At 57.6% G+C, this 13,454-nt stretch carries 14 protein-coding genes; 3 read left to right on the forward strand and 11 right to left on the reverse strand.

The features are described 5' to 3' along the window. Nucleotides 1–43: 43 nt before the first annotated feature. From AB5Z09_RS14020 to dinB, 4 genes are all read right to left on the reverse strand, one after another. Complete coding sequence (locus AB5Z09_RS14020) at nucleotides 44–673, reverse strand: alpha/beta family hydrolase (protein WP_088869975.1); 630 nt, start codon at nucleotides 671–673, stop codon at nucleotides 44–46. Further along, entirely contained in the window at nucleotides 666–1,586 is a 921-nt protein-coding gene (locus AB5Z09_RS14025; RefSeq protein WP_005338622.1) for a transcriptional regulator GcvA, read from the reverse strand. The genes AB5Z09_RS14020 and AB5Z09_RS14025 overlap by 8 nt, the downstream gene beginning before the upstream one ends. A 284-nt stretch (nucleotides 1,587–1,870) precedes the next feature. Further along, a complete protein-coding gene (locus tag AB5Z09_RS14030; protein ID WP_368195519.1) occupies nucleotides 1,871–4,012 on the reverse strand; it encodes a methyl-accepting chemotaxis protein in 2,142 nt (713 codons plus the stop codon). A 66-nt stretch (nucleotides 4,013–4,078) separates the two neighbouring features. Beyond that, nucleotides 4,079–5,134 (reverse strand): DNA polymerase IV, encoded by a 1,056-nt coding sequence (gene dinB / locus AB5Z09_RS14035; protein WP_031227617.1) that lies wholly within the window; start codon nucleotides 5,132–5,134, stop codon nucleotides 4,079–4,081. A 131-nt stretch (nucleotides 5,135–5,265) separates the two neighbouring features. Between dinB and AB5Z09_RS14040 the strand changes: the two genes are divergently transcribed. After that, nucleotides 5,266–5,472: a hypothetical protein gene (locus AB5Z09_RS14040; protein WP_021230317.1), complete on the forward strand. Its 207-nt coding sequence runs from the start codon at nucleotides 5,266–5,268 to the stop codon at nucleotides 5,470–5,472. Nucleotides 5,473–5,582: 110 nt separating this feature from the next. Here the strand turns inward: AB5Z09_RS14040 and AB5Z09_RS14045 are convergent, their stop codons facing one another. Together AB5Z09_RS14045 and AB5Z09_RS14050 are read right to left on the reverse strand one after the other, a co-directional pair. Beyond that, nucleotides 5,583–6,143, reverse strand: coding sequence for a DJ-1 family glyoxalase III (locus AB5Z09_RS14045; protein WP_021230318.1), 561 nt, complete (start codon nucleotides 6,141–6,143; stop codon nucleotides 5,583–5,585). A gap of 37 nt (nucleotides 6,144–6,180) precedes the next feature. Next, nucleotides 6,181–7,134: a ketopantoate reductase family protein gene (locus AB5Z09_RS14050; RefSeq protein WP_031227618.1), complete on the reverse strand. Its 954-nt coding sequence runs from the start codon at nucleotides 7,132–7,134 to the stop codon at nucleotides 6,181–6,183. 200 nt (nucleotides 7,135–7,334) lie between these two features. On the opposite strand from AB5Z09_RS14050, the gene AB5Z09_RS14055 reads away from it, so the two are divergent. Next, entirely contained in the window at nucleotides 7,335–7,817 is a 483-nt protein-coding gene (locus AB5Z09_RS14055; RefSeq protein WP_005338634.1) for a YajQ family cyclic di-GMP-binding protein, read from the forward strand. Between the two features lie 107 nt (nucleotides 7,818–7,924). Here AB5Z09_RS14055 and AB5Z09_RS14060 read toward each other — a convergent pair whose 3' ends face one another. The 5 genes from AB5Z09_RS14060 to AB5Z09_RS14080 all read right to left on the reverse strand — a co-directional run bounded on the left by AB5Z09_RS14060 (nucleotide 7,925) and on the right by AB5Z09_RS14080 (nucleotide 12,766). After that, nucleotides 7,925–8,731, reverse strand: coding sequence for an outer membrane protein OmpK (locus tag AB5Z09_RS14060; protein WP_368195520.1), 807 nt, complete (start codon nucleotides 8,729–8,731; stop codon nucleotides 7,925–7,927). Between the two features lie 156 nt (nucleotides 8,732–8,887). Continuing rightward, complete coding sequence (locus AB5Z09_RS14065; protein ID WP_368195521.1) at nucleotides 8,888–10,267, reverse strand: MFS transporter; 1,380 nt, start codon at nucleotides 10,265–10,267, stop codon at nucleotides 8,888–8,890. Nucleotides 10,268–10,440: 173 nt separating this feature from the next. After that, a complete protein-coding gene (locus AB5Z09_RS14070) occupies nucleotides 10,441–11,028 on the reverse strand; it encodes a peptidylprolyl isomerase (RefSeq protein ID WP_050547831.1) in 588 nt (195 codons plus the stop codon). 2 nt (nucleotides 11,029–11,030) lie between these two features. After that, entirely contained in the window at nucleotides 11,031–11,615 is a 585-nt protein-coding gene (locus AB5Z09_RS14075; RefSeq protein WP_005349692.1) for a YajG family lipoprotein, read from the reverse strand. Nucleotides 11,616–11,632: 17 nt separating this feature from the next. Then, complete coding sequence (locus AB5Z09_RS14080) at nucleotides 11,633–12,766, reverse strand: methyltransferase (RefSeq protein WP_323887230.1); 1,134 nt, start codon at nucleotides 12,764–12,766, stop codon at nucleotides 11,633–11,635. 204 nt (nucleotides 12,767–12,970) lie between these two features. Here AB5Z09_RS14080 and AB5Z09_RS14085 point away from each other — a divergent pair, with 204 nt between their 5' ends. Further along, entirely contained in the window at nucleotides 12,971–13,285 is a 315-nt protein-coding gene (locus AB5Z09_RS14085; protein WP_021230324.1) for a BolA family transcriptional regulator, read from the forward strand. Nucleotides 13,286–13,454: the final 169 nt, after the last annotated feature.

A 13,454-nucleotide genomic window follows, 5' to 3' on the forward strand; every position in this document is an offset into this window, starting at 1 on the left:
TCCCTCTCTCATCACGGCTGGCAATCAAACCAACCCTCTCGTGCTATCCATGTCGGGCCACAAAATGGCTGATGGCCGCCGCTGCATGCTGCATATTCTCCTGCTCACTCACGCCACTGGCTTTACGCGGTTTGAAACCATGATCACCATCGGTCAACCAATGGACCGATACGGCGGGTGAGAAGGGGAAATCGGCCAGTTCGGCGCGACTACCGAAGGTATCGCGCTCCCCCTGCAACAGCAGGGTTGGCACTGCAATATGCTTGAGTACCTCGCCTCGCCAGCTGTCGGGCTTGGCCGGAGGGTGGAAAGGATACCCGAGAATGAGCAATCCTGCAGCATTCATCTCACCCTCGCCTTCGCTATATAGTTCCGCCGCCATCCGCCCGCCCATCGACTTGCCCGCCAGAAACAGCCGTGGATGGGCAAACTCGCGGATCATGTCGCGCCAATGGGCTAGCAGCACAGGTGCTCTGTCCGGCGGGCGGCGCTTGCCATCCTGTGCACGCTTTGTCATGTAGGGAAAGTTGAAGCGCACCACTTCGATGTCGGGGCCAGCCAGCAGACGTGACAACTCGGTAAGAAAGGCATGATCCATCCCCGCGCCTGCCCCGTGGGCCAGCAAAATGCGAACGGGGGCATCAATTGCCCCCTCGCGGATTACATCAGGCATCGGCGAGCCTTGCCCTGCGACGCGCCTCTTCCTGCTCCACCAGCTCCAGCATCCAGTCGCGGAAGGCAACGATCTTGCCCTGATCCGACTGTTGCTCCTGACACACCAGATAGAAAGCATTTTTGCTCACCAGCACCTGCTCGAATGGGCAGATAAGGCGGCCGGCCTCAATCTCGGGTTGTGCCAGCACGCTGTGGCCAAGCGCCACCCCCTGGCCGTGGATCGCCGCCTGGATCACCATGGTGGAGTGGCTGAAGATGGGCCCCTGATTGACGTTGGGTGCATCGATATCGAGCTGGCGGAACCAGGCCTTCCAGTCGCGGCGGGAGGTATCGTGCAGCAGGGTATGAAGAGTCAAATCTTGCGGCGTACGCAACGGTTTGGGCCCGGTCAGCAGCAAGGGGGAACAGACCGGGATCAGGTATTCGGTATGCAGCTTGTCCGAGCGCAGACCCGGCCAGTTGCCGCGGCCGTAGTAGATGGCGACATCCACATCGTCGGTAAGCGACCCTTCATCGAGGTCGACCGCCTTGATCCGCACGTCGATATCGGGGTGGCGCTCGCTGAACTTGACCAGCCGCGGCACCAGCCACTGGATGGCGAAACTCGGCTGCAAACTGACAGTCAACGCCCCCTTGGCACTGCGGGCCAGCAGCTTGTCGGTCGCCTCAGAGATGGAGGCAAAGATGTCCTTGATATCCAGGAAATAGCCCTGCCCCTCTTCGGTCAGCAACAAGGAGCGATTTTTGCGGCGGAACAGCTTGATGCCAAGATACTCCTCCAGCGCCTTGATCTGGTGACTGATGGCAGCCTGAGTCACAAACAACTCTTCTGCTGCGCGGGTAAAGCTTAAGTGACGAGCCGCTGCTTCAAAGGCCTTGAGGGCATTGAGCGGGGGTAAACGACGAGACATGACACCAGCCGACGATGAGTTTTTCTAATGGGGCGCATTATAATTTGTCGGTTGCGGGTCGACCAGTGAATAAACATAATTCGCCCAGCAATCAGTCGTCATATGGCTCACATTTTCTACTACGTGTTGGTTTACATGTGTTTTTAGTGAGTCTTTCGACTGCGATTGTGGTGTTGTGTTTCTTCCTCTGCGGGAAGAGGGGCTCAAATCTCACCGGTTTGACCCAGTCTGTCATCTGAATGTGTTTGGCGCCTCCAGCTGGATGGCGCCTTTTTTCATCCCTTCTATACCTTGAACTGCCCCACCAGCTGCTGCTGCTTGTCCGCCAGCGCTGAGAGCTCGCGACCATTTTCGGCGGAGGTCGCCGCCTCGGCCCGAATGGTGTGGCTCACATCGCGAATGTTGCTGACGTTACGATTGATCTCGTCCGCCACCCGGCTCTGCTCCTGCGCCGCCCGGGCAATCTGCTCATTCATCTGATGGATGGTGGAGACTGACTGGATAATCTGCTCCAGTACCTGCACCGAGAGATCCACCTTGGCGAGGGTCTCGTCAGCCTGTCCATGACCATCGCGGATCGCCTTGACCACGGCGCCGGTACCGGATTGCAGTTGGCTGATCAGGGTCTGGATCTCGACGATGGCATTCTGGGTGCGACCCGCCAGATTGCGCACCTCATCGGCCACCACGGCAAAGCCACGGCCCTGCTCACCGGCCCGCGCCGCTTCAATAGCCGCATTCAGCGCCAGCAAGTTGGTCTGCTCGGCAATTCCCTGGATCACAATGAGGATGTCATTGATGTTGTCGCTGTTGGCGGAGAGTCGCTCCACCACCGGCTGGGCATCGTTGATGATGGTCATCAGCTTGCGCATCGCCTCCTGGGTGTCGGCAACGACATATTTGCCCTCTTGCGCCGCGGCATCAGTGGTGTTGGCAGCCGCCACCGCCGAGCCGGCATTACCGGAGACCTGCAACGCCGTAGCGCTCAGCTCTTCAAATGCCGTCGCCACCAGATCGATCTCCTGATACTGGGCCTGCATGCCGCTACTGGTGCGCTCGGCCACTTGCGCGGCTCGCTCGGCACTGTTGCGCGTACCGGAGACGGTATCAATCACCTGACTGATGGTGGATTGCAACTTGTTGAGGAAGCTGTTGAACCACTTGGCCAGCTCGCCGATCTCGTCTTGCCGCTGGATCTCGATACGCTGGGTCAAATCCCCCTCGCCGCTGGCGATATCCTTGAGACGGGCAACTACGGCGCGGATGGGTGCCACAATCTGGCGCGCCATCAACCAGATAAAACTCAGGGCCACCAGCGAGATCAGCACTCCGATCGACAGCTGCGAGACCACGCTGCGATTGGCCTCACTGGCCAGCTCATCTTGCAGTTGCTGGGCCGAGGCCAGTACTACGGCCCGTGGCAATTCAATGTAGATGCCCCATTTACGGTCGGTGCCACGCATGGATACCGGGACAAAGGTCTGCAACAGGGTGCCATCGCTGCTCCAGCGAGTCAGCTCCTGACCCTGACTGAGCCAGCCTTTCAGCTCGCTGGCCAGCCCCTGATACTTCTGATCCAACCCGCGCCCCATGATCACATCGAACTCATCGGCTCCCGCCACGCGCCCCTCGTGGCTGACCAGCAAGATTCTGCCCTTGCCGTCATAGAGCTCTTTGTCCATGGTACTGACCAGACTCTGCAAAGTGGCCAGCGAGATATCGACCCCGACCATCCCCAGCAAGGTCTCCTGCTCCAGCAGCGGGACCGTCACCGAGGTCATCAATATCTGTTTATCGCCCACATCGTCCAGATAGGGCTCCAGCAGGCAGAGGGCACGGGTGCGAATGCTGCAGCGATACCACTCGTTTTCGATTCCACCAGCCTCGGTCGGGCTCTCATCGGCCAGTACATCCTCATTCTGCACTTCCGGCTCTATCTTGCCGTTGTCATAGGCCCAGTAACTGGAAAAACGCCCCTTGTCGTTGGAACCCAGCGCCGTTGAGCCCTGATAGTTGCTGTCTTCCCCATCCAGCTGGTCAGGCTCGAACACCGCATAGACACCAAGCAGATTGGTCGATGAGGCAACGGCATCGTGCAGTTGCTGATTGACGGCGCTGCGCAGCGCCTCCGAATGGACAAAGTTCTCGGCCGCATTCTTGCGCTGGAACAACACGCTCTCCGCCAGCAAACTGGCGCGGAAATAGGCTTCATCGAGATAGCTGGTCACCTTGGCCGCCTGCTCCGAGCCCATCGCCTTCATCCAGTTTTCGGCAGACTGCTGCGCCTCGTGCATGGTGGCTTGCCGCACCTGCTGTTGCATCTTGTTCGCGTTGTAAATCGAAGAGGCAACCAGAGCGGCGGCTGTCACCAACAGACAGCAACCGGCGATCAGGGTAATCCGACCCTGGACAGAAAGAGCGCTCATGCCAATATTCCTACGTCATACAGATATGGATAGATTATCGACTTTATAAACAAAAACTTAACTCTCTCACAGCAAATCCAGCGAGAGTTGATTAACTTCACCCTCTTTTGGCAAACCCACCACCAAGCCCAGCAGGCGAACCGAACGCCCTTGCGCCCGCTGTAGCCCCTCTTTGAGCAGGGGAACGAACAAGGCTGGCTGATAGCCACCCTGACTGCGATAGACGGTGGTCTGGTGGAAGTCGGCAAACTTGAGTTTAATCCCCTGCCCCATCACCTGCTCGGCAGGGCACGCCAGCTGAAATCGCCGCTCAAGCTCCGGCAACAGTTGCTGCAAGACCGTCAGGCAGGCGGCTTCGTCACAAACATCGCTCGCCAGGGTGGTCTCCACCCCGATGGTTTTGCGGATCCGGTGCGCCTGCACCGGCTGTTCATCCAGCCCCCAGATCCGGGTCGTCAGCATCTCCCCCAGCTTGCCAAAACGGCTGCACAGTTCTTGTGCCGACAAGGCCCGCGCATCCTCACAGGTGTAGAGCCCCTGAGCCTCCAGCCGCTCGGCGGTCTTGCGCCCCACCCCGGGCAGTTTGCCAAGTGGCAACTGGCAGACAAATTCGGCCACTTCGTCGGGACGAATGACAAACAGACCATCAGGCTTGCGCTGCTCCGAGGCGAGCTTGGCGAGAAACTTGTTGGGGGCCACTCCGGCCGAGGCGGTCAATCCCAGTTCGGTGACGATGGCTTGCCGGATCTCTTGCGCCATCAGGGTGGCGCTGCCGCCACAGCAGCGACTGTGGGTCACATCGAGGTAAGCCTCATCCAGCGACAGCGGTTCAACCTGATCGGTATAGCGGAGGAAAATGGCCCTGAGCTGACGGGAGATATCCTTGTACACCGCCATTCGCCCAGGGATCAGTACCAGCGGCGGGCAGAGTTTTTTCGCCAGCGCGCTCGGCATGGCGGAGCGCACCCCGAACCGGCGCGCCACATAGTTGCAGGTCGAGATGACGCCGCGCCGCTCGGAGGCCCCACCGATGGCGAGCGGCACCTCCCGCAATGCGGGGTTATCTCGCATCTCCACCGCGGCAAAAAAGCAGTCCATGTCGATATGGATGATCTTGCGCATACCACTGTATAAATAAACAGACACGGTACCATCTTACCCCAAGGATAAGCACAGCTCTATCTCTCTCGTTACGGCTAAAATAGTAGACTCCAAGGAGACCTTTACTACCACAATGACAAGGAGCGTTCGGGATGAAATATCTTTGGCTGGGACTCTGTTTGCTACCGTTGACCGGCATCGGCAAGAACAACCCGACGGCAGAGTGCCGCTGGCTGTACGACCGGATTGAGATACTGGAACAGGCCATCAAGAAAGGGGACACACTCGGCACAAAGCAAGAGTTGTCACGCTGGCGTGAAGAGTTTCGCAAGAAGAAGTGCAAACAGTACGACTACTGAGCCGGACAAGATGGCGTGACCGACAACAGCAGATAACAAACGGGCCCCGATCAAGATGACCGGGGCCCGTTTTCAAAGCATGGCCAGCTGGATTCAGCAACAGAGTGCGCTCAAGGCAGCACCATAGGGTCAGCGACAGTGGCCGCTACCTCATCCCCGCACAGCACCCGAACCAGTTCGAGCGCAAACTCGATGGCGCTGCCCGGCCCCTGGCTGGTGATAAGGCGATGAGCCTCATCTCTGACTACCCGCTCATGTGACAGCTGCGATGCCGGTAGTCGGGACTGAAAGCCGGGATGACAGGTGACAATGGCACCATCCAGCAGAGCGTGATGTTGCAAGACCACCACAGGGGCGGCGCAGATGGCAGCGCGCCAGCGGCCAAGAGCGGCCTGCTCTTTGAGCAGATCGATGGCCAGCGGGGTATCGCGGATCACTTCGCTGCCGGGCAAACCGCCGGGCACCACGATGGCTTCAAAGTCCCGACGGGTCAGCTCGTCGATATGACAATCAGCCACCAGCTGTACCCCGCGCGATGCCTTCACCTGACGGGATCCGGCTGGACAACAAGAGGCCAGCACCACCTCGATGCTGGCACGCACCAGGGTATCGACAATCGCAACCGTCTCTATCTCTTCCGACCCGGGGGCCACCAGCACCAGTACACTCACGTTCGCCTCCTTGCAGCTTGCTCTGTCATGTAAAAGATCAGACGGCCTGACTCTTCTCTTTAATCGCCTGATAGAGACCCTGATTGACCGGTACGGCAATGCCATGCCGGGCAGCCTTGGCCAACAGGAAGCCGGTGATGGCCTCAATCTCGGTCTCGCGTCCCAGCTCCATATCCTGATGCATGGAGGAGTAATTGTCAGCGGTCAGCTCCACCACTGTCATCACCCGACGCTGCAACTCCTCTGCCGTGGTCGCAACTCCTTCGGCACACATCACATCCGCCACTTCCACGCAGATCTGCTGCAGGGCATCGGCAAAACGGGGGCCAGCCAGCTCGCCATTTTTCAGCTTGTAGAGGGCCGTCAGGGGATTGATGGCGCAGTTGATGGCCAGCTTTTGCCACTGGCGCGTCAATACCTGCTCATCCCAACCAGCCTGGCCCAGTGCCAACGCCAGCTCGTCCGCGAGCGCGGCATGGGCCTTGGCGGCATCGTTGATCGGGCCAAGCCAGGTTTCACCCTTGCCAGTATGACGGAAGACAAAATGACCGCACTGCATGGCGCCATGGCTGGTGACACCGGCAATCACCGGATTGTGCGGGAACATCTCGACCACCTGCTCGGCAATCCCCATCCCGTTGTGCAGCAGCACGATCGGCACGCCGGCATCGAGCTTACCCACCAGCGGTGTCAGTGCGGCAATCACCTGACTGGCCTTGGTCATCACCAGCAGACGCAGGATCTTGCCGGGTTTGCTGACAAATCCGCGCTCGATATTGAGCAGCTGGACATGCCCCTCCAGCGAGGTGAAATCGATCCCCGGATGGAGCGTGGACTTATGATGTTCGCGCAACAAGACACGGGTGGATTGACCACTCTGGGTCAGCAGGGAGGCAAAAACGCCGCCGAGGGCGCCACAACCCAACAGTGACCACTTCGGAGTAACGGGTGGAATAACGGGCTGTCGGGAATTTTTTAATCCGCTTGGCATGGTGTGACTCTGTCAGGGTAAGGGTTGCAATCCTCTCAACCTGTTACCGGGGATAAGTGAAGATGTCGCTGGTGGACACTAACGGGTCCACCCGTCCTGTGCGCAGGGGATTCTAGCAGAGCAACCCCATCAAAATCAGCAAATTTGCCCGTTTTCTGGTAGATTTGCCCCCCGATAACGCAACATGAGGAGCTCCGGCTATGCCGTCATTCGATATTGTCTCTGAAGTCAAAATGAACGAGGTGTTGAACGCAGTCGACAACGCCAATCGTGAACTGGCCACCCGTTTCGATTTTCGTGGGGTAGAAGCCAGCTTCGAGTTGAACAAGGAAGAGGTAAAGCTGGAAGCCGATGCCGATTTCCAGCTCAAGCAGATGGTCGAAATCCTGCGCGGTGCCCTGCTCAAGCGCAACATCGAAAACAGCTCCATGGAAGTAGGTGACTCCGTTCACTCCGGCAAACGCTTCCACCTGACCGTAAAATTCAAGCAGGGGATCGAGAAAGAGATCGCCAAGAAGCTGGTCAAGCTGATCAAGGACTCCAAAATCAAGGTACAGGTCGCCATCCAGGGTGATGAAGTACGTGTCACCGGCAAGAAGCGTGACGATCTGCAAGAAACCATGGCACTGGTCCGTGGCGCCGAACTGGGTCAACCGATGCAGTTCCAGAACTTCCGCGACTGATTTATCCACTCAGCCGTGGCGCACTTGATGACTCGCGCCACGCTATCTAAATCGCGGCCATAAAAAAACCGGAGCAGATGCTCCGGTTTTTTGTACCCCAAGTTTTATTAGAACTTGTAGGTAACAGAGAAGTAGTGGCTGAAGCCGGTAGACTTGAACGCGTCAGAGTTGTCGATACCGTAGATTTCGTTGAAGTACTTCAGACCGTAGCCAACGGCATAACGGTCGGAATGCCAGTAGATACCGTGGAAGGTTCCCAGACCATCAGAATGACTGGTTTCTTTCATGCCCCAGGTGTAATCCAGATAACCTTGGTAAGAGACGAAGCTGCCATTGGAGAAGGTATAGAAAGGTTTGAACCAGTTCATGGAGAACTGTTGGCCGTTCCAGCCTTCGCCTTGACCACTGAAGGTTTCGTTAGCATGACGCTTGTACAGGTTCATACCAACTTTGCCGAACCACGGCACCATAACGTCAGCACCCAGACCTACAAATGCATCATTCAGGCCTTGTACACCACCGATGTTAAACAGGGTGGCAACGTAAACTTCTTGCACCGGACCAAAAGAGAGGTCTTGGCCAGTCAATGCATCCAGAGATACACGCGGAGCAAACTTCATGAAGAGGTTTTCTTGCTTGTGCTTGTCGCTGTGCTTGGAGTCAAAAATATCGAAGTAATCGACGTAACCATACAGGTCAAAAATGCCTGAACGACCACCAAACTCCATCTCGAAATAAGTATCGTTGTAACCATCCGGACCATGGGGCTTCTGATCGATGGTGTGCATGATATTGAACTGCATCCACTTGTAGTCATTCTTGTGGATATCACCGCTGTAATCAGCAGCGAAGGCCGGGGTAGCGGCAGCAGCCAGCAGACCGGCAGCGATCAGAGTCTTGGTAAATTTGGCCATTTTATTGGTCTCTTGTGCGTTAGTTGAGGTTTTCCGTAGCCTGCCCACAAGGAGCGAGAGGGATTCTAATCAAATAAAATTGGGGGTGAAACAACTTCTCGGGAACTTTATCCGGAAGTGTGAATCTAATCACCCCCGATTCTACGCAAACGCTTGCTATTTGTCAGCCGTTGAGAGCAACTCACTCCCTTTTCTGGCGACAAGCACAATCAACAACAACACGGGCAAGCCCAATAAACTGGTTCCGACAAAGAAGGCACTGTAGCCAATCTGCTCCACAACCTGCCCGGAAAAACCGGCCAGCAACTTGGGTAGCAGCAACATTACCGAGCTGAACAGGGCGTACTGAGTGGCCGAAAATGCCACATTGGTCAGGCTGGAAAGATAGGTCACGAAGGCCGCGGTCGCGATACCGGCACTGAGGTTATCCAGCGAGATAATCAGCGTCAGCAGTTCCAGGTTGTGACCAACCTGATTGAGCAGGGCAAACAGCAGGTTGGTGCTGGCGGTGAGCAGCGCCCCCAAGAACAGGATGCGCAGCGTGCCGAAGCGCATCACCAGCACGCCCCCCAGCGCAGCGCCCACCAGCGTCATGATGACGCCAAACACCTTGGTAATGGTGGCAACCTCGGTCTTGCTGAACTGCATATCCACATAGAAGCTGTTGGACATCACCCCCATCACCACATCGGCAACCCGATAGCAGGCGATCAGAGCCAGGATCAGAAGCGCCGAGCTGCCATAGCGACGAAAGAAGTCAGCAAACGGACACCAGACCGCCTCATAGCCCCAGGCCCCCGCACTCGCCAGCAGCGCAGGCCACCCTTTTTCCAGGAGCTGCGCCTTGCGTTCGGCCTGTTGTTTGCACTGCTCGGCCAGATCGATATCCGGCTCGTGGCAAAACAGCGTGGTGATGACCCCGAGTGACATCAGACCTGCCATCACCAGATAGGTAATCTGCCAGCCACGATAGTCATAGCCGCTGTTGCTGCCAAACCAGGCTGCCAGCGCCAGCGCACCCGCGCCCGCCATGATCATCGCCAGTCGGTAACCGGTCATGTAGGAGGCAGCCATCGCCGCCTGCAGCCGCTCGGGGGCGGATTCGATGCGATAGGCATCGATAACGATATCCTGAGTCGCCGAGGCAAAGGCCACCAGCAGGGCAAACATCGCCAACTGAGCCAGCTCGGTCTTGGGATCGCAGAACGCCATGCCGACCAGCGCGGCGGCAATCAACAGCTGGGAGAAGAACATCCAGCTGCGGCGACGCCCCAGCAGCGTGGAGAGCAACGGCAGCGGCATGCGATCCACCAGCGGCGACCACAGCCATTTAAAGCCATAGGCGAGCGCCACCCAGCTCATATAGCCGATATCGGTCAGGCTGACATCGGCCTCGCGCAACCAGAATGAGAGGGTACCGAACACCAGCAGCAACGGCAGACCCGATGAAAACCCCATGGCAAAGAGAATAAACACCCGAAATTCGAGATAGACGGCGAGGGACTCTCTCCAGCTTGGTTTGCGGATCATGTTCAACTACCTGACGACTTTGGAAAAGTGCGTCATTTTGGCAGGTTGATGGCAGATAGCCAAGGCGAGCAAAGAGATAGGCAAAAGAAGTCCGGATAGAGAAAAGGCCCATCCCGAACGGGATGAGCCTTGTATTGTAACCTGACGAGGGCGAGTTGACGAACCGCGTCCGGTGAGAGTTACTTGCCCGCTTTCTTGTCGACTTTCTTGTCTGCCGGAGTTTCAGCCAGCAAGACCACCTTCTTCAGAATGATGGGACTGGTCGGCACATCGTTGGCGCGCAAAATGGGGCTGTAACCGGTCTGTACCTGAGCCAGTTTGTCCAGCACCTCCATCCCCTGAACCACCTGACCGAACACGGTATAACCCGCGGCGCCACCGGCGTTGAGGTTATTGTTGTCGACCAGATTGAAGTAGAACTGGCGAGTAGCGCTGTCGACCGCCTGGGTGCGGGCCATAGCGATGGAGCCACGCTTATTGGGCAGACCGCCACGCGACTCGTTGACCACAGGCTCATAAGTCGGCAACTGCTGGAACTGCTGGTTGTAACCCCCACCCTGCACCACGAAATCCTGGATCACCCGGTGGAAGATACTGCCGTCATAGCTGCCATCAGCCACGTAGCGCAGGAAGTTCTTCACCGTCTGGGGCGCCTGCTTGGACGCCAACTCCACCACGATATTGCCGTGGTTGGTCTCCATTCTGACTTTCGGGCCCGCGAACGCCAGCGGGGCGATCAGCATGGCCAGCAACCAGAGTTTTTTCATCATCAGACCCCTGCACCGTTCGGTTGACCTTTCAGGTAACCGCGCAGCGCATCATCCGCCATGATCTGCTGCAGCACGCTACCCAGTTGCAGGTTCAGTGTAGACTCCAGGTCGGCCATGCTTGGCTCGCTCGGGCTCTCCTTGCTGGAGGACATGTTGAACTGCTTGGTCAGACGGTTGCCCTGGAAATCGGCGATCACCTGCAGGCTGACGCGGGATTTGGTAACATAGGTAAAGGTCTTCTCTTCCACATTGACTGCGGCGTTGGAGATCACCAGCGTCAGGTTGGTGGTGCCACTGTTGCCCACTTCCAGACCCTGGCTGCGCAGCCCTTCGGCCAGCCGCTCGGCCATCAGCAGGTTGAGCGGACGCTCGCTGTTGACCAGCACGGGCGCTTTCTCTTTATGTTTGATGGAGAAGACGTAGGCAGCCTCACGCTTGTCCACCCCTTCCATGGTGATGCGATTGCCAGAGTAGTATTGCTGGTTGGCGGGGATCACCTGCGGATTGAGCAGCGCTGTCTCCGGCCAATGAGTGGCACACCCGCCCAGCATCAGGGCGGCCAGCAGCAAGAGTGACTTTTTCATCATGGTTTCCTTTGGCTTTAGCGTTTGATGGCTTTCAAAATAACGAATTTGCTGTTCGACGCAACGACTTGTGCGTTGGCAAACAAGCGCTTGAGTTTGTTGTGATAGTCCAGATGACGGTTGCCTACTATCCAGAGTTCACCCCCTTGAGGCAACACCCGGTGCGCATCGCTGAACATCTGCCAAGCGATATGATCGGTGATCGCCTGTAGCTGATGGAAAGGAGGGTTGCAGAGGATCCGATCCGCCGAGCCGACCGCCACCCCGTCGAGACAGTTATTGACCATAAAGCGGGCGCGCGGCAGTGCATCGGGCAGATTGTGCTCGACGTTGAGCTGTGCCGAGGCGACTGCCATATAGGATTCATCGATAAAGGTCACCTCCACCTCGCTGTCTTTGGCGAGCAGCGACAGACCCAGCACCCCGTTGCCACAGCCCAAATCGATCACCTTGCGGGCACTGTGGATGGGCAGGTTGTCCAGCATAAAGCGGGCTCCGATATCGAGACTGGTGCGCGAGAAGACATTGGCATGGTTGTGGATGAGCATGCCACTCCCCTCCAGCGGCCAGACAGTCGGGAAGGGGTTGGCCAGCGCGGGACGTTCTGCCTGCGGCTCGCAGTGAATGAGGCGCGCCTTCTTCCAGGCCAGCGAGGTACGGGTAGGCCCCAAATACTTCTCGAACAACTTGAGGGTGGAGGTATGAATATCCTTCGCCTTGCCGGCTGCGATAACGCGGGTTGCCGGTGTCACCACCGCACGCAATGCCAGCAGTTGCTGCTCCAGCAGTGCCTGATATTTGGAGACCTTGATCACTACCAACGCAGGGGCATCGGGCAGCGGCGCCAGCGCATCCTGCAAGCGGAGCCCGCCTGCATCCAGTCCGTTTTCGGCCAGATTGGCCAGGGTCGCCCGCTCACTGATGTAGGAGTCGGTGACGCAGCAGGGGGAGTGCGGATGCAGATAGGCGGCCAGCGCGCCAAAGCCATCATTCATGATGATGACGGGGCCCGCCTGCTCGAGGGGAGACTCCGCCAGGGTGTTGATCAGATATTCGTCAGCCGCATCCCAGGCTTGCAGGGTCTCCTGACTCTGGCGCGGATAGCGGTAGAGCGTGAGCTGGCAATGGGGAGTGTCGAGAAGGGTTTGCATAGGAAGAGTCCAACCTCGGCTTGATTCGTGTATACAGGCGCCAGGGGCGACGCAAAGTGGCGCTATTCTAGCGAGGAGCAGGAATTTCACCAGTTCGATGCGCATCAAGGGGGCAACTGACGGGTGATTTCCCTCTTACGGGGGCTTATTCCATCCCGCGACTGCCGATAGAATAGCCCGACATTCACTCTGGAAGCCGATCCGATGACCATCCAACAACTGATTGAAGCCAAGCTGACCGTAGCCCTCTCCCCCTCCGTGCTGGAGGTAATCAACGAGAGCCACATGCACCGTGTGGAACCGGGATCTGAGAGCCACTTCAAGGTGGTGATCGTCAGCGAGCAATTTGCAGGGCAGCGGCTGCTGGCCCGTCATCGTCAGGTCAATGCGGTGCTGGCCGACGAGCTGGCCGGTGCCGTTCATGCACTGGCACTGCATACCTACACCGAGACCGAGTGGCAGGAAAAAGGCCATGCCCCACGCACCCCGAGCTGCGTTGGCAAACCGTCACTCTCCTGAAACCGGTTGTACCACAGGATTCCCCTCGAGAACCTGCCAACAAAAATTAAACATATTTCCCCCATTGGCCCCGAAAAGGCTACATCCAAGGGGGTATATTTCGGCATCAAGGCTTTTTGTTGATAGTGGAGACAAAGGCAAATACCCCTATCGAGGTATCGAAATAAAA

The sequence above is a fragment of the Aeromonas sp. R2-2 genome (genome assembly GCF_040908355.1).
Lineage (GTDB): Bacteria > Pseudomonadota > Gammaproteobacteria > Enterobacterales > Aeromonadaceae > Aeromonas > Aeromonas veronii.